Origin of the sequence: Nostoc sp. DedQUE04 (assembly GCF_034530995.1) — a bacterium.
Classification (GTDB): Bacteria; Cyanobacteriota; Cyanobacteriia; order Cyanobacteriales; family Nostocaceae; genus Nostoc.
On the sequence record NZ_JAVRCA010000091.1, the window covers coordinates 1 to 22,831 of the forward strand.

At 42.9% G+C, this 22,831-nt stretch carries 17 protein-coding genes; 11 read left to right on the forward strand and 6 right to left on the reverse strand.

Going from position 1 to position 22,831, the window contains the following annotated elements; all coding sequences use genetic code 11:
- Nucleotides 1–98 precede the first annotated feature (98 nt).
- Entirely contained in the window at nucleotides 99–596 is a 498-nt protein-coding gene (locus RM049_RS35835) for a pentapeptide repeat-containing protein (RefSeq protein ID WP_322690702.1), read from the reverse strand.
- 201 nt (nucleotides 597–797) lie between these two features.
- On the opposite strand from RM049_RS35835, the gene gcvT reads away from it, so the two are divergent.
- The 3 genes from gcvT (at nucleotide 798) to gcvP (ending at nucleotide 5,577) form a co-directional block, all read left to right on the forward strand.
- Nucleotides 798–1,934, forward strand: coding sequence for a glycine cleavage system aminomethyltransferase GcvT (gene gcvT, locus RM049_RS35840; RefSeq protein ID WP_322707602.1), 1,137 nt, complete (start codon nucleotides 798–800; stop codon nucleotides 1,932–1,934).
- A gap of 125 nt (nucleotides 1,935–2,059) precedes the next feature.
- The gene (gene gcvH, locus RM049_RS35845) at nucleotides 2,060–2,449 is read left to right on the forward strand and encodes a glycine cleavage system protein GcvH (RefSeq protein ID WP_289797706.1); all 390 of its coding nucleotides are present in this window, start codon (nucleotides 2,060–2,062) and stop codon (nucleotides 2,447–2,449) included.
- A 215-nt stretch (nucleotides 2,450–2,664) separates the two neighbouring features.
- A complete protein-coding gene (gene gcvP / locus RM049_RS35850) occupies nucleotides 2,665–5,577 on the forward strand; it encodes an aminomethyl-transferring glycine dehydrogenase (protein WP_416212687.1) in 2,913 nt (970 codons plus the stop codon).
- 90 nt (nucleotides 5,578–5,667) lie between these two features.
- Here gcvP and RM049_RS35855 read toward each other — a convergent pair whose 3' ends face one another.
- From RM049_RS35855 to RM049_RS35870, 4 genes are all read right to left on the reverse strand, one after another.
- Nucleotides 5,668–6,645 (reverse strand): LysR family transcriptional regulator, encoded by a 978-nt coding sequence (locus RM049_RS35855; RefSeq protein WP_322707604.1) that lies wholly within the window; start codon nucleotides 6,643–6,645, stop codon nucleotides 5,668–5,670.
- Nucleotides 6,646–7,309: 664 nt separating this feature from the next.
- Complete coding sequence (locus RM049_RS35860) at nucleotides 7,310–8,191, reverse strand: WGxxGxxG-CTERM domain-containing protein (RefSeq protein ID WP_322707605.1); 882 nt, start codon at nucleotides 8,189–8,191, stop codon at nucleotides 7,310–7,312.
- A 981-nt stretch (nucleotides 8,192–9,172) separates the two neighbouring features.
- Nucleotides 9,173–10,474: a HEAT repeat domain-containing protein gene (locus RM049_RS35865; protein ID WP_322707616.1), complete on the reverse strand. Its 1,302-nt coding sequence runs from the start codon at nucleotides 10,472–10,474 to the stop codon at nucleotides 9,173–9,175.
- A 46-nt stretch (nucleotides 10,475–10,520) separates the two neighbouring features.
- A complete protein-coding gene (locus tag RM049_RS35870; protein ID WP_322707606.1) occupies nucleotides 10,521–10,934 on the reverse strand; it encodes a ubiquinol-cytochrome c reductase iron-sulfur subunit in 414 nt (137 codons plus the stop codon).
- Nucleotides 10,935–11,476: 542 nt separating this feature from the next.
- Here RM049_RS35870 and RM049_RS35875 point away from each other — a divergent pair.
- From RM049_RS35875 to RM049_RS35910, 8 genes are all read left to right on the forward strand, one after another.
- Nucleotides 11,477–13,096: a ferredoxin--nitrite reductase gene (locus RM049_RS35875; protein ID WP_322707607.1), complete on the forward strand. Its 1,620-nt coding sequence runs from the start codon at nucleotides 11,477–11,479 to the stop codon at nucleotides 13,094–13,096.
- Between the two features lie 299 nt (nucleotides 13,097–13,395).
- Nucleotides 13,396–14,898 (forward strand): NarK family nitrate/nitrite MFS transporter, encoded by a 1,503-nt coding sequence (locus RM049_RS35880; RefSeq protein WP_322707608.1) that lies wholly within the window; start codon nucleotides 13,396–13,398, stop codon nucleotides 14,896–14,898.
- A 493-nt stretch (nucleotides 14,899–15,391) separates the two neighbouring features.
- A complete protein-coding gene (locus RM049_RS35885; RefSeq protein WP_322707609.1) occupies nucleotides 15,392–17,644 on the forward strand; it encodes a nitrate reductase in 2,253 nt (750 codons plus the stop codon).
- A gap of 409 nt (nucleotides 17,645–18,053) precedes the next feature.
- The gene (locus RM049_RS35890) at nucleotides 18,054–18,512 is read left to right on the forward strand and encodes a phosphate-starvation-inducible PsiE family protein (RefSeq protein ID WP_322707610.1); all 459 of its coding nucleotides are present in this window, start codon (nucleotides 18,054–18,056) and stop codon (nucleotides 18,510–18,512) included.
- 142 nt (nucleotides 18,513–18,654) lie between these two features.
- The gene (locus RM049_RS35895; RefSeq protein WP_322707611.1) at nucleotides 18,655–19,107 is read left to right on the forward strand and encodes a nitrate reductase associated protein; all 453 of its coding nucleotides are present in this window, start codon (nucleotides 18,655–18,657) and stop codon (nucleotides 19,105–19,107) included.
- A gap of 217 nt (nucleotides 19,108–19,324) precedes the next feature.
- A complete protein-coding gene (locus RM049_RS35900; RefSeq protein WP_322707612.1) occupies nucleotides 19,325–19,927 on the forward strand; it encodes a DJ-1/PfpI family protein in 603 nt (200 codons plus the stop codon).
- 187 nt (nucleotides 19,928–20,114) lie between these two features.
- Nucleotides 20,115–20,240 carry a hypothetical protein gene (locus tag RM049_RS35905; protein ID WP_322690690.1) on the forward strand — a complete coding sequence of 42 codons (126 nt, stop codon included), beginning with the start codon at nucleotides 20,115–20,117 and terminating at the stop codon, nucleotides 20,238–20,240.
- A 123-nt stretch (nucleotides 20,241–20,363) separates the two neighbouring features.
- A complete protein-coding gene (locus RM049_RS35910; protein WP_322671513.1) occupies nucleotides 20,364–21,746 on the forward strand; it encodes a PrsW family glutamic-type intramembrane protease in 1,383 nt (460 codons plus the stop codon).
- Nucleotides 21,747–22,087: 341 nt separating this feature from the next.
- On the opposite strand, the gene RM049_RS35915 is transcribed toward RM049_RS35910, so the two are convergent.
- On the reverse strand, nucleotides 22,088–22,735 hold the full coding sequence (locus RM049_RS35915) for a hypothetical protein (protein ID WP_322707613.1): 648 nt from the start codon (nucleotides 22,733–22,735) through the stop codon (nucleotides 22,088–22,090).
- Nucleotides 22,736–22,831: the final 96 nt, after the last annotated feature.

Genomic DNA, 22,831 nt, shown 5'->3' on the forward strand with positions numbered 1-22,831 from the left:
ATTCGTAATTCGTAATTCGTAATTCGTAATTCGTAATTCGTAATTCGTAATTCGTTAAAAAAATATATCCCTCTCCATTAGCGAAGAGGGGTTAGGATTTACTTACATCCTAAAGACTTGCGAGTTTCCACACCAGTTTTAGAATTCACACCACTTGCGTTAACACAAAGCTTTTTCACTTGTATTCCATCTAAAATTGCATTCGTAAAATCAGTACCTGTGATATCCACGCCATCAAAAGTAGAACGCAGCATCATTGCATCGGTCAACAGTGCATCACTTAAATCAGCATCCTTAAACCTTGTTAGATAGGCTATGCCTTCACTAAAATCAGCACCATGCAGATTTACTCCCTCCAATACGCTACCGTTAAATACGCCACCACGTAAGTCAGCATTGCTAAAGTTAGCATTCTCTAATTTGAGATTGGTAAACTCAGTACCAATCAAACTTTGGCCAGAGTAATCCTTGCCCTTGAGTTCATCATTACCCACAGAACGGGTAATACTAGAAGAACTTGCAGCTTGCGCCGATAGGGGAAACAAAAAAAGAACCATAGCTAAGACAAAGCTAGCTAGCAGTTGCCAATATTTCATAATCTCTTCTTAATAAATCTCAACACTTCTACTATTAACTATTAAACCTTACAGAAGGGGACAAAGGGGATGGGGGGACAAGGGGACAAGGAGGACAGAGAATAAACCATGCCCAATGCCCTAATTCGATATACAAAACTGTAAAACCAGAAAGCATCTCGTAGGATGATAGATGTTGAGGTGCGATCGCAATAATTAACTGTGGCTAATCAAGAAGACAACGCCCAATTTCCGGCGCGAACTCCTTTATATCAATTGGGTGTAGAACTCAAAGCACGCCTTACCAGCTTTGGCGGCTGGGAAATGCCTGTGCAATTTAGTGGAATTAGCCGCGAACACGAGGCTGTAAGAAATACAGCCGGAATGTTCGATATTTCCCACATGGGCAAATTTACCCTCCAAGGTAAAAACCTGATTTCCCAACTCCAGCCACTAGTACCTTCCGACTTGAGTCGTTTGCAAGCTGGTCAAGCACAATACACCGTATTGTTAAATCCCCAAGCGGGAATTATTGACGACATCATTGTTTATTATCAAGGTGAAGACACCAGTGGTACACAAAAGGCATTCATCATAGTCAATGCGGCAACTTCTGGTAAAGATAAAGCATGGCTATTGCAACACCTTGACTTGGATAAAGTGCAATTCCAAGACCTTTCACCAGATAAAGTCTTAATTGCCGTCCAAGGGCCAAAAGCGATTAAATATCTCCAGCCATTAGTGCAAGAAGACTTGCAACCAATCAAAGCCTTTGGACATTTAGAAGCAACTCTACTAGGTAAACCTGCCTTTTTGGCCCGCACGGGTTATACCGGAGAAGATGGCTTTGAGGTGATGTTAGACCCGGATGTGGGAGTAGAATTGTGGCAAACTCTCCATAAAAGTGGTGTTATTCCCTGTGGACTCGGTGCGAGAGACACTCTGCGCCTAGAAGCAGCGATGGCACTTTACGGACAAGATATCGATGACATCACCACACCCTTAGAAGCAGGTTTGGGGTGGCTAGTTCATTTAGATACCAAAGGCGATTTTATTGGTCGGGAAGTTTTAGCAGAGCAAAAAGCCAAGGGAGTGCATCGCCGATTGGTAGGTTTGCAAACCCAAGGACGCAACATTGCCCGTCATGGCTATCAAGTGTTATCCACAGGTAAAGTTGTGGGAGAAGTTACTAGTGGCACCCTGTCACCTACACTTGGTTATCCTGTTGCATTAGGCTACGTTCCGACCCAGCTAGCAACTGTTGGTCAGCAGCTAGAAATCGAAATTCGCGGCAAAGTTTATCCAGCAGTTGTAGTTAAACGTCCCTTTTATCGGTCAAAAAATCGTGTTGCCAACTGATAAGCGCTGAGGTTTTTGAGGAATAATGTGTTGTGAGTTATTCAATCTACAGTCAGGTTCATTACCAAATATGGCTTGGATAACTATTGAGGCAATAATTTTTTTAATAAGGGAGAGGAAGTGATATGTCTTTTGAATATCCTCAAGATTTCAGATACCTGGATTCTCATGAATACGTGCGAATAGATGGTGAAATTGCCACCATTGGCATTACTGAGTTTGCCGTACATGAATTGGGTGATATCGTCTTTTTGGAACTACCAGAAATTGGCGATGCTCTTACTAGGGGAGAAAACTTTGGCACAATTGAATCAGTGAAAGCCGTTGAGGAACTTAATTCACCAGTAACAGGCACAGTTATAGAACGCAATGAAGCCTTAATTAGTTCTCCCGAAGAAGTGTCAGAAGACCCCTACGGGGAAGGGTGGTTTTTGAAAGTGCGCGTCAATGACCCTGGCGAAGTTGAAGATGCCTTGACAGCAGATGAGTATCGCGCCCAAGTAGAAGGGGAGTAAAAGTGCTGTTAGCGGATAGCTAGGGTTTAGCCCGTGCTGATTGCTGAATGAAAGAGTAAGGGAGTAGGTGAGTGGAGAAGCTAATTAATAATTACTCTTATTCACCTATCCAATATCTTCCGAATTCCCAGTCCCCAGCCCCCAGTTTAAGAGTATTTATTGCAAAATATGAAATAGTACCATCTGGAGAGTAATTTGTGGTATTGAACGCCCCTATTCTCAAGTCTCATGAGCAGCAAGTGCTGGACGAAAAAAGTCAAAATTTCAGTAGTTTTGTGCCAAGACACATTGGCCCTAACTCCGATGATATTCAGCAAATGCTTAAGGTTTTGGGGTTTCCCAGCCTGGATGCCCTAATCCACCAAACAGTTCCACAGGGAATTCGGCTGAAGCAACCGCTAAAGTTACCAGCAGCAGAGAGTGAATATGCAGCACTGGCATCGTTAAAAAAAGTTGCTGCCAAAAATCAGGTTTTCCGTTCATACATTGGTATGGGCTATTACGACAGTATTACCCCACCTGTGATTGGGCGTAATATCCTAGAAAACCCTGGTTGGTATACTGCCTACACTCCTTATCAGCCAGAAATTGCTCAAGGGCGACTAGAAGCGCTGCTGAATTTTCAAACCCTGATTATTGACCTCACAGGTTTGGAAATTGCCAATGCTTCGTTACTTGATGAAGCCACAGCCGCAGCTGAAGCAATGAGCCTAAGCTATGGTGTCTCTAAAAATCAGGCAGATGCCTATTTTGTCTCTCGTGATTGCCATCCCCAAACTATCGACGTGTTGCAAACACGTGCTAAACCATTGGGGATTAAGATTATTGTTGGCGATCATCAAGCATTTGATTTCGATCGACCAATTTTTGGCGCTGTTCTGCAATACCCTGCAAGTGATGGCACTATTTACGACTACCGCGCTTTTATCGAAAAAGCCCATGCTAAGGGTGCATTGGTGACGGTAGCAGCAGATCCTTTAAGTTTAACTTTACTTACCCCTCCTGGGGAGTTTGGCGCTGATATTGCTGTCGGAAGCACTCAGCGGTTCGGTATTCCTTTGGGGTTTGGGGGGCCTCATGCGGCATATTTTGCTACGAAGGAAGAGTATAAGCGGCTAGTTCCAGGGCGAATTGTGGGTGTATCAAAAGATGCCCAAGGTAAGCCTGCATTACGTCTCGCCTTGCAAACCCGCGAACAGCACATCCGCCGCGAAAAAGCTACTAGTAATATCTGTACTGCACAGGTGCTACTGGCGGTAATGGCAAGTATGTACGCGGTTTATCATGGGCCAGATGGACTTAAGACAATAGCTCAGAGGATACATTCCCTGACTTTGATTTTGGCAGAGTGGTTGCAGCGACTAGGTTACAGTATCAGTTCTAAACCTTTCTTTGATACGCTACAAGTCGAGTTAGGAACTAAACCTCTGCAAGAAATTTTACAAGCTGCTGAAGCCTGTCAAATTAACCTGCGTATTTTTGATACATCTACTGTTGGTATCTCGGTGGACGAGACTACCACATTGGATGATGTGCGAGATATATGCCAAATTTTTGCAGGGACAGATGAGCTACCGTTTGTTTTAAATGTGCAAGAGATGGAATGGATAACTCAGCAATCAGGTTTAAGCGGTGAACCATTTAGCCGTCAAAGCACTTATCTTACCCATCCTGTATTTAACCGCTATCACTCAGAAACTGAGTTGTTGCGTTATCTGCACAAACTTGAAAGCAAGGACTTGTCGCTAACGACATCGATGATTCCCTTGGGTTCTTGCACAATGAAGTTGAATGCGACAGCTGAGATGATTCCGGTAAGTTGGGAGGAATTTGGCAAGATTCATCCATTTGCCCCAGCGTCGCAAACGCAAGGTTATCAAATCCTATTCCAGCAACTTGAGGCATGGTTAGCTGAAATTACCGGGTTTGCGGGAATTTCTTTACAACCAAATGCTGGTTCTCAGGGCGAATATGCTGGACTTTTAGTAATTCGTCAATATCACGAAAATCGAGGCGAAGCACATCGCAATGTTTGTTTGATTCCCACCTCCGCACACGGAACAAATCCAGCAAGTGCCGTGATGTGTGGGATGAAGGTAGTGGCGGTTGCCTGTGACTCACAAGGTAATATTGATGTTGCTGACTTGAAGGCGAAGGCAGAAAAACACAGCAATGAATTAGCCGCCTTAATGGTGACATATCCCTCAACTCACGGTGTCTTTGAGGAGCCAATTCAGGAAATCTGCGCTGTTGTTCACAGTCATGGTGGACAGGTTTACATGGATGGGGCAAATATGAACGCCCAAGTGGGAATTTGCCGTCCTGGAGATATTGGCGCGGATGTGTGTCACTTGAATCTGCACAAAACTTTCTGTATTCCTCATGGTGGCGGTGGCCCCGGTATGGGGCCCATTGGCGTTGCATCTCATCTTGTGCCTTTTCTACCCGGACATCCTGTTGTTACTATCAACGACTCAACTCAGCACTCACATATTGGTGCTGTGGCGGCTGCGCCTTGGGGTAGTGCGAGTATCTTGGTGATTTCTTGGATGTACATCGCCATGATGGGTGCAGATGGTTTAACCCAAGCTACTAAGGTGGCGATTCTCAACGCTAACTACATTGCCAAGAAACTGGAATCATACTATCCGGTTTTGTATCAGGGGAAAAATGGTTTAGTTGCCCATGAATGTATTTTAGATTTACGATCGCTCAAAAAATCGGCTGCGATCGAAATCGATGATGTTGCCAAGCGTCTGATCGATTACGGTTTCCATGCGCCGACTGTCTCCTGGCCTGTAGGGGGTACAATCATGGTGGAACCTACAGAAAGTGAATCTAAGCAAGAGTTGGATCGTTTCTGTGATGCGTTGATTTCTATTCGTCAAGAAATTGCCGAAATAGAAGTTGGCAAGGTGGATATCCAAGATAATCTTTTGAAGAACGCACCCCACACTGCCGAAAGTTTAATTACCGGAGAATGGCAGCATCCCTATTCTCGCGAACAAGCTGCCTATCCCGCGCCTTGGACACGCGAATATAAATTCTGGCCAGCTGTCGGTCGCATTGATGCAGCCTTTGGCGATCGCAATTTTGTTTGTTCTTGTCTGCCAATGGATGCTTATTAAACTGAATTAGGGGCGCACAGCTAGCTGTGCGCCCTACGATAGATTATTTTTTTCGCTGGAATTTTTAAAATTGCGATCGCGTTGCTTTAATTAACTTACGTTGTCCAATAAAATCGCAGTTGACGAAGGCGATCGCTGCTGGTTAATTTGCAGTGGAATATTTTCTTGCACGAGTTGCCAAAAATGTTTAATGGGAGGAATTTGCAGACGATCTTGAGTTGTCACCATAACTACCCGTCGAGTCAAACTGGAACCATCTGCTAAACCATTAGTATTATTACTGGCTAAAGAACGAATCGCCAGGGTAGGGTCAAGATGTGCTTCCAGTAATGCTGATTGAGGTAGCAAAGCTATCAATTTCCCTTGGCGCACAATTCCCCGGAAGGCATCTAGGGTATTTACCTCTAAAGCCGACTGGAGTGTGGCTTCCATCCGCTCAAATTTATCTTGTATTAAGCGTTGCATCCCATAACCATCTTTAAAAACCACTTGGGGATAACGAATTAGCTCCGACCAAGGGACGCATTCATATTGTGCGAGGGGATGATTGGCTGCGGTTAAAACTTCTATAGGTTCATCATAAAGTACTTCTACCACCATTTCTCTACTGGTGGTTAAAAAACGATTATTCATCACAATTGCTAAATCTACCAATCCATCTTTGAGAACTTTCAGGGCGCGATCGCTTCCCAATGAAGTCACCCGCAATTGCACATCTGGATAATCATGACAAAATTTTTGCAACACTGGTGGTAAGTAAGATCCACAGAGAGAGTGAATCACGGCAATGCAAAGCTCTGGTTGCTTTCCAGCGATTAAATCGGCTAATTCTTCTGTAGCAGTCTGCCACTCTTGACAAATTTTGCGAACGCGAGGTAACAAACGTTCGCCTCCTAGTGTCAGTTTGGCATGAGTGCTTCTGTGAAACAGTTCTATCCCCAAATCTGCTTCTAATGCTTGGATTTGGCGACTAATCGTCGATTGGGTAACACCAGATGTTCGCGCTGCTTGTTGAAAGCTGCCGGTTTGGGCGATCGCTAGAAAGGCTTGCAACTGCTCTAGGCGCATTTTTATGTAGCCTGAATTACATTGATCAGTTTTATAAAGTTAACGGATTTTTATCCACAATTTAGTAGAGTTTGTTACAGCTTTTTTTCTCTGATTGACATTTAAGTAAATCAGGTTTGACTGCCTTTGTCGTCAATGATGCGCTTTGCATCGATTTTTTCGGTAAATTTCGCCCAAAAAATAATTGACTATTTTGTACTGAAATAATATGAATTTTTAGATAATATTTTTAACGGTATCGTTCTGAGCCATTCTCTTGTGATTACAGAAGCTGATAGTTGAACTGTAGCCAACTATCAGTATTTCACTTCATCATTATGCGACAGGTTATATAGCGGTTTTTAATTGACATAAAGTAATCATTTCAACTTCGCATCTCAATTACCTGAATGTTACTGTTGGTCAAATTGGTTTTGTACAACTTACGGATACAGCTGCGATCGCGTCATATTTCCAAAAGATGTAGAGGGCACAACCTATGGCTGTGCCCTCCTAGAGGCTACGGTGTATACACAAATCTGAAATAGCTGAAAAACCCAAGGTTTTACCCCACCCTAACCCTCCCCGTATGTATTGGGGAGGGAACTAGATTTTCCTGTTTCCCCCCTTTACAAGGGGGGATTAAGGGGGGTAATTCACACTTTAACCTAGAGTGTGGTGAATACTATCTAGAGCGAGAACCTGTTACTTCATCGGGATCTCTATAAGCCCGGACTTTTTCGCGATTACGCAGTCCAGCTAAACCAGCTAGACCAAGTAAACCTAGCCAACCAAAATTGAAACCGCGATCGCTAGTTCTTTCGGAAGCTGCGACACCTGTATTTCTGTTAGTACCTGTGGCATCAGTGCCAGTGCCTGTTGTTCCACTACCTGTGGTATCAGTACCCGTTGTTCCGCTGCCTGTAGTTCCACTACCTGTAGCATCAGTGCCTGTAGTTCCACTACCTGTGGCATCAGTGCCTGTTGTTCCACCACCCGTTGTTCCACTACCTGTAGTTCCACTACCTGTGGCATCAGTGCCTGTTGTTCCAGTGCCTGTTGTCCCAGTTCCACTGCCCGTTGTCCCAGTTCCACTGCCTGTTGTCCCAGTACCTGTAGTTCCAGTACCTAAACCAGTGCCTGTTGTCCCAGTTCCAGTGCCTGTTGTCCCGGTTCCACTGCCCGTTGTCCCAGTTCCAGTCCCTGTTGTGCCAGTACCTGTAGTTCCAGTTCCAGTACCTAAGCCACTGCCTGTTGTCCCGGTTCCAGTGCCTGTTGTCCCAGTTCCACTGCCCGTTGTCCCAGTTCCAGTACCTAAGCCACTGCCTGATGTCCCAGTTCCAGTGCCTGTTGTTCCAGTGCCTGTAGCTCCAGTTCCAGTACCTGAGCCAGTGCTACCACTGGAGCTTCCGCTACCGGAGCTTCCACTGCCGGCACTTCCGCCACCAGAGCCTCCACTGCCGGAACCTCCACTTTGGGCAGAAACTAAAGTAGGTAAGGATACAGAAGCGAAACTGATGGCAAATAGAGTAGCTAAAACAGCTTTAGATAAATTGAAAGGCTTCATGCTTATGGTTCCTTTTATGTTCTAGATTTGTATCGTTGATTGATTTACAAAAGCAATGTTGTCTCTTCAATCCACTGCTAAATTAAGTAAATTATGGCGAGGCAGATTGCAGAGTATTTTACTTAACTTCTTCTGGAAAAGTTGAAAGGATTTGAAAATACCACCAACAACTTATTCTTTGTCACATTAAGCAAAATAACTCATAATCAGTAATTACTACTTTAGGATTAAGAATTCACGAACAAAATCGCTTGTTCAAATTTAGAAAATAAATATTATTACACTTACTTTCTATCTATCCTATTTTTACTAATTACTTATTGTGAATCATTTTGTTACTGTTAGATAGCATAAGTGTTAGTTTTTCGCCGGACTTCTACCATAAGAGTAAAATCACTTATATCCCAGGAATTAATTTGGCATTCAAGTTAGGTTAGTTTATATAGGACTCCGATTTTATTTCTGAAAACATACTGAGACTGAAAAGCCTGTTATATCGGGGTTTTAACTGAAATCTTGTTCAAAAATCAGATATGAGTTCTATAAGTGTGAGAAAACTCCACATTATAGAATAGAGTTTGTAATTAGATAAACAGACTAACCTAAGAAGTACAAGCGATCGCTAAGTTAAACAGGATTTTCACCTGAATAAATATAATTACTTTTTTTACATTAGCTTTTAGTTATTTTGATATAAAGGAACTAAAAACTCTATACAGCCAGATGCTGCTTGCAGTTGAGACTCTATTAAGAATACTTCACAATCTTATTTCACCTGAAAACTTATAACTTCATACTCCAGATGTGTCTTACTTTAGACTTAAGGAATACTTTTATTATCAGTTCAATAGGATGGCATAAATAATTAAAGGTTTGTAATAAGGATTTTAATCTTCTCTTATCTAAAAGAGGCAGCACCCTAAGCGTAGCTATGCCGCAGACTTTACGAGACGCTACGCGATTAAAAGTTGACGCTGAAATTTACCATTCGGCTAAAGCGATCGCTATTCCTTGTTTTAAATCTGGTGTGATTGCGTCATTATTCGCTAACTGCTGCAATTGTTGATGTGTGGCTTCCTCATTCAGATTTTTCAGTGCTGCGATCGCATGTAGTCTCACCGATGCATTAGGATCGGCTAACAGGGAAATCAATGGTTCAATTGCCTGCATTTCGCCTAACTGTCCTAAAGATAAAGCGATCGCACTTTTGATGCTAGCAACCTCTGGGGCCGGATGTGGCGATCGCAGTATTTGCAGTAAGATTTCTACCGCTGGTGTAGTTAACTCCGGTTTTTGCACTCGTCCCAAAACTGTGACAATTTCTTGCCACACTGTCTCGGATGTACTTTGATTCAGTGCTGTTTGCAAATATTCCAAACTCAATAATGTTCCCACCCAACTTAAAGCGCGGATGGTTTCTAATTGCAGCGTTATCGGTGTCTGAGGTGAAATCAGCAAATCAAATAAGTATTTAGCAGCCTCATCACTACCAATCCGAGAAAGGGTAACTGCGGCTGCACAACAAACATCAAGGTTAAAGTCGTAAAGTTTGGGTTGCAGTCTCGTTATTAAATCTAATGCTTGATGTAAATCGGGGCGAAAACCTAAACCAAGCACTGCTGCACGCCTCACTGTGGCAGCGGGATCGTCCAAAGCTTTTAACAATACTGGCGGTACGCGTTCGTCATGAAAACTGCTGAGGGCTTCAATTGCGGCGGCGCGGATTGCTGCTTGTGGATCTTGCACTACACTCAACAGCGGCGTGATGGTTTCTGGTTGCCGAATACAACAAAGCGATCGCACTGCTAACAATCGTGTATTTTCATCTAATAGAAGTTCAGTTAGTGAAGCAATCGCAACAGTACCCATTTGTCCCAGTGCTGTAGATGCGATCGCTTTGAGTTCTTCATCCTCATCATTTTTCAACAATTCAACTATTGACGCGATGGCTTCTGGGTGTTTAAATTCGCCCAAAGTCCTTGCCGCATACCAGCGTAATTCGTCTTCTGCGTCTTCATCTTCTAATATTTCAACCAGAGGTGGGATAGCAATATTACCAAAGTGAATCAACACTTTGGTAATTTCCCATCGTTGCTGAAAATCCCCCATCTCTAAGATGGAAAGTGTTAATTTCAGAAGATATTCTCGATTTTTAACTATTTCTGGATCTTCCGAGTCTGCCCCTAAAACTAATTGTTGCAAATATTGAATTAGTGATGACCAATCAGCGGCATTATGTGCTGCCTCGGCTTGTACCAAAAGCTGTTTGATATTACTCACAATATCTTGCTTGAATTATCAATTTTTTACCTCCTGCTCCCTGCCTCCACTAGCTAGGCTTAACTACAACCGAATTGCCCTCAATCTTAGCGCCGTAAGTTTTTAGAGGGTCGGTTGCTGGGCCTTTTTGCACTTTACCATCGGCTCCATATTCCGAACCATGACAGGGACAAGCGAATTTTTTGGCATCTGCTTTCCATGCTACAGTGCAACCTGCATGAGTACAAGTAGGGTCAACAGCAGTTAGATTGCCAGCTTTAGATGTGCCGACTACCAGCACAGGCCCGGCAGGTGAGTTTTTTACCAGCAATTGACCTGTTTTATCTAAATCTGCTGATGTACCTACTGTTTGCCAATCTTTAGATGCTGGAGTTGTTTGAGAAGAACAAGCTGCGATCGCTACAGGTAGAGAACTCGCAATCCAGCCCAAACCTACCCAATTAATAAAGTCACGACGTTTCATAACTGCTGAAATAATATCTAAGTTTTAGCTAACATCTCCCATTCAATTTTGGATTTTAGACTTCGGCTACGCTCAGTCGAACGATTTGAGATTAGTCTATGGCGATCCAAAATTACTTCAGTCTTCTCAAATACCGTTGATTAAGGGCGCTAGATCGCTTATGGGTGACTTTAATGCAAGTAATGCATACTATTCATGCATTTTTTGAAAAATTTTTCGGAAAATCGTAACAATTTATACGATTTTAACACAAAAGTCACATTAAGTTATGAGTATCGAAATTGTTACATGAACATTATCTAAACCTGCTTGACAAATTCCCAAGATGTAAAAGGTCACAAATTTTCTTTAACTAACCACGGATTTGAAGTTTCGCGTTGGAATGTTCTTCAGTAAAAATAATCAGCCGTAGTTAAATATTAAATTTTTATTCCCTAACCTTCGCAGATACAGCACCTGATGTAACTACGGATTGATTGGAATTGGGAAATTATGACCACAGTTACCGATCGTATCAGTAATTTGCAACGAGATTCAAACTCATGACAGATACAGCAACTACCACTAGTCTTAATAAGTTCGAGAAATTAAAAGCAGAAAAAGATGGACTCGCCATCAAGAGTGAGATAGAGAAATTTGCCGCCTTGGGTTGGGAGGCGATGAACGAAACAGATCGCGATCATCGACTCAAATGGGTAGGGGTGTTTTTTCGCCCAGTTACCCCAGGAAAGTTTATGATGCGGTTGCGGATGCCTAACGGTATTCTTACCAGCAGCCAAATGCGTGTTTTAGCGCAAGTGGTGCAGCGTTACGGTGATGATGGTTGCGCTGATATTACTACGAGACAGAATATTCAATTACGGGGGATCAGGATTGAAGATTTACCAGATATCTTTAATAGATTTCACGCAGTTGGTTTAACCAGCGTTCAGTCAGGAATGGATAACGTCCGCAATATCACAGGCGATCCCGTGGCGGGGTTAGATGCAGATGAATTGTACGACACGCGAGAGTTGGTACAGCAAATTCAAGATATGCTCACCAATAAAGGCGAAGGAAACCCAGAATTTAGCAACTTACCACGCAAGTTTAATATTGCGATCGCAGGTGGACGAGACAATTCTGTTCATGCTGAAATTAACGATTTAGCTTTTGTGCCAGCATTTAAAGAAGCAGGGGAGCAGGGGAGCAGGGGAGCAGGGGAGCAAAATTTCCCTTCTGCTGATTCTCAGCACAAAATTTTTGGGTTTAACGTTTTAGTCGGTGGCTTTTTCTCAGCTAAACGTTGTGAGGCGGCGATCCCTTTGAATGCTTGGGTGGCTCCAGAAGATGTAGTAACTGTATGTAGAGCGGTTTTGGAAGTATTTCGAGATCGTGGCCCGCGTGCTAATCGGCAAAAATCGCGCTTGATGTGGCTAATCGATGAATGGGGTTTAGATAAGTTTCGAGCAGAAGTAGAAAGCCGTTTAGGTAAATCATTATTACCCGCAGCACCTAAAGACGAGATTGACTGGGAAAAACGCGACCACATCGGGGTATATAAACAAAAACAATCAGGATTAAATTACGCAGGCTTGAACATTCCTGTCGGTCGGTTGTATGCCGAAGATATGTTTGAAATCGCTCGTCTAGCCGAAGTTTACGGCACTGGCGAAATCCGTTTCACAGTTGAGCAAAATATTGTGATCCCCAATATTGCTGACTCGCGTTTAGCAACATTTTTAACTGAGCCTTTGCTAGAAAAATTTTCTATCGATCCAGGTTTGCTGACGCGATCGCTAGTATCTTGCACAGGCGCACAATTTTGCAACTTTGCCCTCATTGAAACCAAAAACCGCGCCCTGGCAATGATTAAAACCTTAGAAGAAGAGTTAACCTTCACCAAACCAGTGCGAATTCATTGGACAGGTTGTCCCAACTCCTGCGGACAACCCCAAGTTGCAGACATCGGCTTGATGGGAACTAAAACTCGCAAAAATGGCAAAACCTTGGAAGGTGTTGACATATATATGGGCGGCAAAGTTGGCAAAGATGCCCATTTGGGAACTTGCATCATCAAAGGCATACCATGCGAAGACTTGCAGCCAATATTGCAAGATTTACTCATCCAAAAGTTTGGGGCAAAACTCAAGCAAGAAGCCTTACTAGTTGGTAACTGCTAGTTGGGGATTGGGGATTGGGGATTGGGCATTGGGCAAGACTCATACTTCAAACTTTAAGGCTTAATGTTCAAACTTTAAGGCTTAATGTTCGACCTTTAAGGCTTAATGTTCAAACCTTAAGGCTTAATGTTCGACCTTTAAGGCTTAATGTTCAAACCTTAAGACTTAACCTTCAAACCTTAAGGCTTAACCTTCAAACCTTAAGGCTTAACCTTCAAACCTTAAGGCTTAACCTTCGACCTTTAAGGCTCAACTTCGGCTACCTCTTTACCGTATTTTATTCAATTAGAAAGATTGGAATGCTTAAAAACTTATTTTCATTTAGCGATCGCTACCGCATCTTACATCAGACTTGGTTTGCTTTCTTCCTCACCTTTGTTTGTTGGTTTAACTTTGCCCCCTTTGCTACAACCATTGGCAGAGAACTACATCTAGCACCAGAACAAATCAAAACTTTAGGCATTTGTAACCTTGCCCTCACAATTCCCGCACGACTAATCATTGGGATGCTTCTAGATCGTTTTGGCCCCAGAATCACCTACTCAATGCTGCTAATGTTTGCGGTTGTTCCTTGTTTAGCGACGGCGCTAGCGCAAGACTTTAATCAACTAGTCATCAGCCGTTTGCTGATGGGAATTGTCGGATCTGGATTCGTTGTGGGTATCCGTATGGTGTCCGAATGGTTCCAGCCGAAGGAGATGGGAATTGCTCAAGGTATTTATGGCGGTTGGGGTAACTTTGGGGCTTTTGGCGCAGAGTTTGCCTTACCGATACTTGCAGTTTCCACGAGCTTTTTCGCTGGTGGTACTTCTAACTGGCGATTTGCGATCGCATTTACAGGGATTATTGCAGCTATCTACGGCGTAATTTATTACAACAACGTCCAAGATACGCCCACAGGTAAAGTTTACAAGAAACCTAAGAAAAATGGTTCTCTAGAAGTAACCAGTGTTAAAAGCTTCTGGGCGATGATTGTCTCGAATTTTGGTTTAATTTTTGCCTTGGGTTTATTGGCTTGGCGTTTGGAACAAAAGAACATTCACTTCCTAACTTTGAGCCAAATGTATTTGATTTGGTTACTATTAGCAGGATTATTTGCTTACCAAAGTTACAAAGCTTGGCAAGTAAACCGAGAACTTTTAATTGGCAAGAAAACTTATGCTCCATCCGAACGCTTTCAATTTGGTCAAGTAGCCTTACTCGAATTCACTTATATAACTAACTTTGGTAGCGAACTGGCAGTCGTTTCTATGCTTCCAGCATTCTTTGAAAAAACCTTTGCTTTAGAACATGTTGTCGCTGGAATGATTGCCGCTACCTATCCATTCTTAAATTTGGTTTCTCGTCCCAGTGGTGGCTTAATTTCTGATAAATTTAACTCCCGAAAATGGACAATGACAATTATCAGCGCTGGCATTGGTGTTAGTTATTTGATAGCACATTTTATTAGTAGTAGCTGGCCGATTCCAGTAGCGATCGCAGTGACAATGGTTGCCGCTTACTTTGCCCAAGCTGGCTGCGGTGCAACCTACAGCATCGTTCCCCTAATTAAGAAAGAAGCCACTGGACAAATTGCCGGCAATGTGGGAGCTTACGGTAATTTTGGCGGTGTAGTTTACCTGACAATTTTCAGCTTAACCGACGCTCCCACACTATTTTCCACAATGGGTTTAGCTGCACTAGTCTGTGCTTTTATGTGTGCCTTTTTCCTCAAAGAACCAAAAGGTTCCTTTGCCCCTGCATTTGAAGGTGAATTACCAGAAACCGCAACGAAAAACCCTATCTTCTTAACTGAAGAATAGACCTGTCTTGAAAATAGAAAGTAGGCAATAAAGCAAATAAATTCTCATAGTTCGTACTAAGAACTTTAGTCGAATGGCACTAAGAAAAGATACATGACTGGTTCCCAGCCTAGAGGCTCTTAACCCATTCTGGGAGGCTCCGCCTCCAGTAGCTTGATAAGAGACAGAAGCCCACTTTAAATATATTCCCAGCCTCCAGGCTGGGAACAAGACGACAAAACCCTTTGGGCTTCATTCGTTTCAAAGAGTTTGCCTAAGAGGATGTTTGAAAAGTGCTTGGCTCTGATTTTAGGCACTAACCGATCCCCCCTAGCCCCCCTTAAAAAGGGGGGAACCGGAATCAAAGTCCCCCTTTTTAAGGGGGATTTAGGGGGATCTAGAACGTTTTGTTACCGAGAAGAAAACTTTTCAAACAACCTCTAACATACAAATTTCTCAACCTGGCGCTACATCTGAGGTTGCCCAATTAAAATAACAAAATGGTACAACAGCCATGAGTGAATTTACCAAAACTCTCTGTCCCTACTGTGGCGTTGGCTGCGGTTTAGAAGTTTCACCCCCAGCCCAACTTGGCAAAGCAACTAATCGAGATAGTCAAGGAAATCCGACTTGGCGGGTGCGGGGTGACAAGGCCCATTCATCTAGTCAAGGAATGGTTTGCGTCAAAGGTGCAACGATCGCAGAATCTTTAGATAAAAATAGATTACATTACCCAATGGTGCGAGACTCATTAGATCGAGAGTTTCGCCGCGTTAGCTGGGATGAAGCTTTCGATCTGATCGCCAAACGCATTCAAACCGTGCGTTTCACCCAAGGGCCAGAAGCCTTATGTATGTACGGTTCCGGTCAGTTTCAAACCGAGGATTACTACATAGCCCAGAAACTTATGAAAGGCTGTCTGGGTACTAATAATTTTGATGCCAACTCTCGTTTATGTATGTCTAGTGCTGTGGCTGGGTACATTCAAAGCTTTGGCGCAGATGGCCCGCCCTGCTGTTACGATGACTTGGAGTTAACCGACTGTGCATTTCTAATTGGTACTAATACAGCCGAATGTCACCCCATCGTTTTCAATCGACTGGAAAAGTATCACAAAAAGAACCGCAAAGTCAAGATGATTGTGGTCGATCCCCGTCGCACACCAACCGCAGAAGCCGCTGATTTGCATTTAGCCATTCGTCCCGGTACAGATATCGACTTGTTGAACGGCATCGCCCATTTGTTGATGCGCTGGAACTACATTGATACGATGTTCATGGAGGACTGCACCAGCAACTTTCCCGCTTATGCTGAGGTTATTCGCCACTATCCGCCAGAAGTGGTAGCTCGTCAATGTGGAATCAGTATTGAAGATTTAGAAACAGCAGCACGTTACTGGGGTAAATCTGAGCGAGTACTGTCTTTGTGGTCAATGGGTGTAAATCAATCTTCAGAAGGGACAGCTAAGGTTAGAACGATTATTAACCTGCACCTGATGACTGGACAGATTGGCAAACCTGGGGCTGGCCCTTTTTCCCTCACAGGTCAGCCGAACGCGATGGGAGGACGGGAAGCCGGAGGTTTAGCGCATTTATTACCGGGTTATCGGGCGGTGAAAAATCCCCAGCACCGTGCAGAAGTTGAGGAGTTTTGGGGACTCAAGCCAGGACAAATTTCGCCCAATCCCGGTTTGACTGCTTGGGACATGATTACTGGGTTAGAAAATGATGCTGTAGGGTTACTGTGGATTGCAGCTACTAATCCGGCTGTGAGTATGCCAGATTTAGAGCGGACTAAAAAGGCATTGTTGCGATCGCCTTTCACTATTTACCAAGACGCATATTATCCCACAGAAACTTCTGCCTACGCTCACGTTCTACTACCAGCAGCCCAGTGGGGTGAAAAAACTGGCGTGATGACAAACTCTGAACGAGTGGTAACTCTGTGTTCAGCATTTCGCCAACCACCAAGAGAAGCGAAAGCCGATTGGGAAATTTTTGCCGAAGTTGGACGTAGATTAGGTTTTGAGAAAGAATTTGCCTTTGCTAACTCCGCTGAAGTTTATGCTGAGTTTGTCCAACTAACTAAAAATCGCCCCTGCGATATGACAGGTATCAGTCACGCGCAATTACAGACACAAGGCCCGACTCAATGGCCTCACCCAGAAAAAAGTTATGAGTTAAGAGTTAGGAGTTATGAATTAGAATCTTCAACTCCTAACTCCTCACTCCAAACTCCTAACTCCAAACGCCTCTACACCAATCTCCGCTTCCACACCCCTGATGGACGCGCTCGATTTGGGGCATATTACTCCAAAGGATTGGCGGAACCACCAGACCCAAATTATCCGTTTGTGTTAACTAATGGAAGACTTTACGGACATTGGCATACGCAGACACGCACCGGTCGAATTGAAAAAATTTGCAAAATGCATCCCGAACCGTTTATCGAAATTCATCCCCGTGATGCTGCTCGGTTAGGTATTGTCGATAGTATGGATGTGGAAGTTCGATCGCGTCGTGGTAAAGCGAAGTTTCCTGCTAAAGTCACAAAAGCGATCGCACCTGGTACAGTTTTTGTCCCTATGCACTGGGGTTCGCTGTGGGCAGATAATGCCGAAGCCAACGCCCTCACCCATCCAGAATCTTGCCCCGATTCGCTGCAACCAGAATTAAAAGCCTGTGCTGTGCAGCTGATACCAATTTCGCTGGAAGTTCCCATCAAAGATTATCAACTCCAGTCTTCACAATATAGCAATCCGATTTGATTCGGAGAATTACTCGTAAAGGCCGGGGACTAGGACTAGGGACTGGGGACTGGGGACTGGGAAGAAGGAATAAAGGTGTACTGAGTTTTTTTCACGCAATCAAATATGAGTCCTATAGTAAGCTGCAAAGTGTAGCTCGGAAGTGGTAATTTATAACCAGCAACAGGTAATTTCGTCAATAATCAATAGTCAATAGTTATTATCATTTTTTCTAACTCTCTAATTTTGACTGTTACCAATTACTATATTTAAAGAGATAAATTTTTAGTAACAAGGGATTTTACTAAAGTTTATTTTCGCTATGGATAAAGAATAAAAAAGCAGAGATATTTACAAAAATTGTCAATTATTTCCAATCCTTTAGATTTATCTATGGGATTTTCTTTTATTTGAGAATTGGGTGCAACAGATGAAAAAGCTAATGAAACGAATGCTAGGAGCTACCAGCGATCGGAACTTTATGCACGTCATTGAAAACATAGAAGTGCTAGTTTCTAAAGTTCTATCTATTTTTATGGTGATCGTAATTTTGGTAACTATCGGAGATTTAGGAATTTTTATTTTTAAAGAGTTATTTACAGTTCCTTATGGGAGATTTAACTCAACCTTGTATAAAATTTTCGGTTTATTTTTAAATATTTTAATTGCTTTAGAAATCTTAGAAAATATTACTGCCTATCTCCGACGACATGTTTTTCAGGTTGAATTAGTTATTGTCACTTCTTTAATAGCTGTCGCCAGAAAAATTATTATTCTTGACTTAGAAAAAGTTCCAGGAATTGATATAATTGGCTTAGGTATAGCTATTCTTGCTTTATCAATTAGTTATTTAATAATTCGTCTCAGTAATTCTAAAGATGCAAGTTAAATAAAATGCCTAATAAACTATAGCGGTTCTCAATTGCGTGGAATACAAACCACTTTTAAAGGTACAGCAATTTTGGGTTTGTTAAGCAACAATATAAATTATTAATTTTGAATGCGTGAATTTTGATTCGGAGCGAAGCGACGTGACAGATTTCTTTCAATTTGAAGCAGACTTTGTTGATTCTCTGCGTTGCATCCCCATGCAGGTGCGTTGTAAATTAGATACTTGTGGCATCAAGCTAAAATTGCCTGATTGGAATCAAATGACGACAGATGAGCGTCAAGCTTTAGTGGAATTACCTTGCACTACAGAAACAGAAATTCACTCTTACCGCGAATATATCGAGCAATTAATCATACAACGCACAGGTGTACCAGCGGCAAAATTGCCCATCGAGCCTCATCCTGCATGGCTAGATTCTGCCACTGTACCAGCTAGCCTTCAGGGAAAAGCTCAAGAAATAGGTGTAACCCTGACACAGCAACGTTGGGCAGCTTTAACACCCTTACAGCGTTTTGCTTTGATTAAACTCAGCCAGCCAGGACATGAAAACAAAAATTTTCCGAGAGCGATCGCAGAATTTAATCTGCTTTAATTTACCATTTGATTGCGATCGTTGAATTATCGTCGTGTTCCTGTAGAATGTATTAATTTTTGTGAATTTGCAACTCTGAAATGATACATGACACCACAGTGATTGATGTTATGTATCAAAAACTCGTATATAAACTAACCCCGAAAAAAGCTGACTCTAAATTAATATTTACTTTATAAACAACTATTGATGACTAATAGGTGAGGGTAACAAATATATGGCTGCAAAGAAACTTTTGATGCTTGTTGGCGACTATGTAGAAGACTATGAAGTGATGGTTCCTTTCCAGACATTGCAAGTGGTGGGACACACTGTCCATGCAGTTTGCCCCGACAAAAAAGCTGGCGATCGGGTGCGGACAGCAGTTCATGACTTTGAAGGAGACCAGACTTACAGCGAAAAACCCGGACACAATTTTACTTTAAATGCAACGTTTGCAGAAGTAGAAGCCACAACCTACGATGCCTTAGTCATTCCTGGAGGAAGGGCACCAGAATATCTCCGCCTCAATCAGCAGGTGCTAGAAATCACTCGTCACTTTGCCCAAGCGAATAAACCGATTGCTGCCATTTGCCACGGCTTGCAGTTATTAGCAGCTGCTGATGTACTGCAAGGCAAGAGATGTACTGGCTACCCTGCTTGTAGCCCAGATATCAAGAGTGCTGGAGGAATCTATGTTGATATCCCTGTCGATCGGGCAATAGTTGATGGTAACTTAGTGACAGCACCAGCTTGGCCTGCTCACCCACATTGGCTAGCAGAATTCCTCACAGTACTTGGAACTAAGATTGAACACCTAGAATTGACTACAGTTGTTTGAGACAAGATACTAGAAATCTTTTGGTTCACTTCATAACAGTTTCTTTCCCTACTCCCTACTCCAAAAGAGCTTTGCCAAAAACAACTGACAACAGACGACTAATAATTATATATTTTTGAAATGGAACTAAATGCAGTAAAAAATACTATTTTTTAATAAATTGCAGTAGGTTTAATTTGCCGCTACGATGTCAAAAGTACAGCATCAAGACAATCTGATTGAGCCGCCAAACAAGCCAGTTTTAGGGCAAACTCTCAGCAGATGGAATACTTCTTTACATGAGATGAAACAATTTGAAATTTTGCACCAATAATTTTAAATTTCTTAGCAGTAAGTGAAGCTATAGTGGATTTAGCAATGCTGCTGCTAATGTGGCTAAGGTTAGTCCTGCTGCCAAATTATGTGAAGAATTAGTTTAGAAACGTACTTCTTATCGATGACAGGCAAAAACGCAAGACATAATGCATTTCTGCGGCTAGTGTCTGGTAATGGGGCAGCTTTGGGAGCAGAATCTCGCTACTCGCTGCCCCCCAGTAAAGAGATGGTAATTGGACGCGACCCCAGCTGCCAAGTTGTCTTGGATGCCATGATGTACCGAATGGTATCTCGTCGTCATGCAGTGGTTCGTCCCCTCTCTCTATCCCCAGATAGCAAATTTAGCTGGGTGCTTTGTGACTTGAATAGTGCTAATGGCACTTATTTGAATGGACAACGCTTATATGAATGTCAGGAATTGCACCCAGGCGATCGCATTTCTCTAGGTGCTGATGGGCCGCAATACATTTTTGAATGCGAGTATACCTCACTGACTCCGGCGACGACAGTCAACCAAGTTACACCACTGCCTTCAGCGACGGACTACCACAACCACACACAATTAAAGCAGCCAGATTCTGTTAGCTTCACCCAGCTTTTTCCAATTATTTCCACTGGTAAAGATTTAACTAGTAAAGCTTACCTCGTACCGGGAATACTGACCGTAATTTTTGTGGTGCTGATGTTCGCTACAGTCGGTCGCCCTCAAGCTAATCAAGTGATTGTCGCAAGTTACATCGCCTTCGCTGCCTACTATTTTGTTTACCAACTTTGCGGAAAACAGAAGCCTTGGTGGGTGCTAATGGCTACGTCATTGGGGACAATCCTGATTTTGCTCAGTCCCCTGTTGGATCTATTTATTTTCGTATTTCGCGGCATCCTACCTGGAAGCTTGCCCACACCCCAAGAATCTATCACCTTTACAGAGTTATTGGTGCGGATGTTTTTTGGCGCTGGGTTGATGGAGGAATTACTCAAGGCATTACCTGTACTAGGGGCTTTTGCTATCGGTAGAATGTTGTCTTCACCTTGGCGAGAACGTATCGGCATCTGGGAACCTCTAGATGGTATTCTCCTGGGTACGGCTTCTGCCGTTGGTTTCACTCTCTTGGAAACCCTCGGTCAGTATGTCCCTGATATCACTCAAAATGTCACGCAACAGGTGGGTATAGGGGCTGCTGGTCAACTTGCAGGTTTACAACTGCTAATTCCGCGAATTTTAGGCTCTGTAGCCGGACACATGGCTTATAGTGGCTACTTGGGTTATTTTATCGGGTTGGCTGTCCTCAAACCTAGTAGAAGTTGGCAAATTCTGTCTATTGGTTATCTGAGTGCTTCTGCGCTTCACGCTCTCTGGAATGCTACAGGGTCAATCAATGCCTTGCTGTTGGTAGTTGTTGGAGTGTTATCTTACGCCTTTTTGATGGCGGCAATTCTCAAGGCACGGGCGCTGTCACCAACGCGATCGCAAAATTTTGCTACCCGATTTCTTGGCCCAAAATAGAGGGAGGAGGGGAGCAGGGGAGCAGGGGAGCAGGGGAGCAGGGAGCAGGGGGGAAAATAAGCAATTTGAGTATTTACCTCTTAGGATAGATGTCCTAATTTAAAAATCAGCGTACTGTTAACTTATTATAGGGTAAATATACTTACAAAAATAAAAATCATTAAACTTTTTCTTGCAAAAGTGTTGATTTTCGACTATACATCTTTGCGTAAGGGAAACCAACATCTTTGCAAAAGAGACCTCTTAATAAGGTGAACGCAAAGCGCGGGTTAGACGAACACAACGTGTAATGAAAACTTTTCTTATTCCCTACTCCCTACTCCCTACTCCCCATTCCCCATTCATAGTTCTGGCTGAGACTTGTTAAGTTCAGTAAAAGCATAAGAAGCGATCGCTAAACTAACCTTTGCTTTATCTACTTCTGATAAAGATGTCCACTCGCTATTTTGAAGATTACTGAGTGCGGATGCCATATTTTGCGATTCGCTACTTCGCATAGCGTAAGCAAAAGGACGAGCCAAAACGATCAGATCCTCTGTTCCCCAAGCTGGTAGTACTGTCTGAACGCACTCAACCAGTTGCTCGCTGATTAATTGGCGAGCAGCAAATATCTCAGCAGCTTTGGTGGCGATGGTGTTGAGCAATATTTGGGGGACACAGGCAGAAAAATTTGTACGTAATGTTTCTTGAAGGTTAAGCACTACTGCCTGTTGTCGGTTATAATTGTGGTCAGGTGTCGGAGTAATACTAGACCAAAGTGTATCTAGATGTCCGTAAAAATCTTGCGATCGCCTCATTAGTTCAACACCTTGCAAATCTTCCATTCCGAACTGTTGTTCTAGTTCTTGAAAATAAGCTTCGGAATCTTCATCACTTGGATTCCAGGGATAGTTAGCATCCTCTGGTTCTAGTAACGCTTCTAATAACTCTAAATCTACTTGAGATGGCAAAGATGAGAAAGTGTCTGAGCCATTAATTTTGTGAGCCATATTTTCTTCCCTCATGATTATTTGGTGGTATTGACAGCTACAAGTTCTCAGAGGAGATTTCCGCAAAAAATGTTGATTTTTTCTCCAAAAAAACAG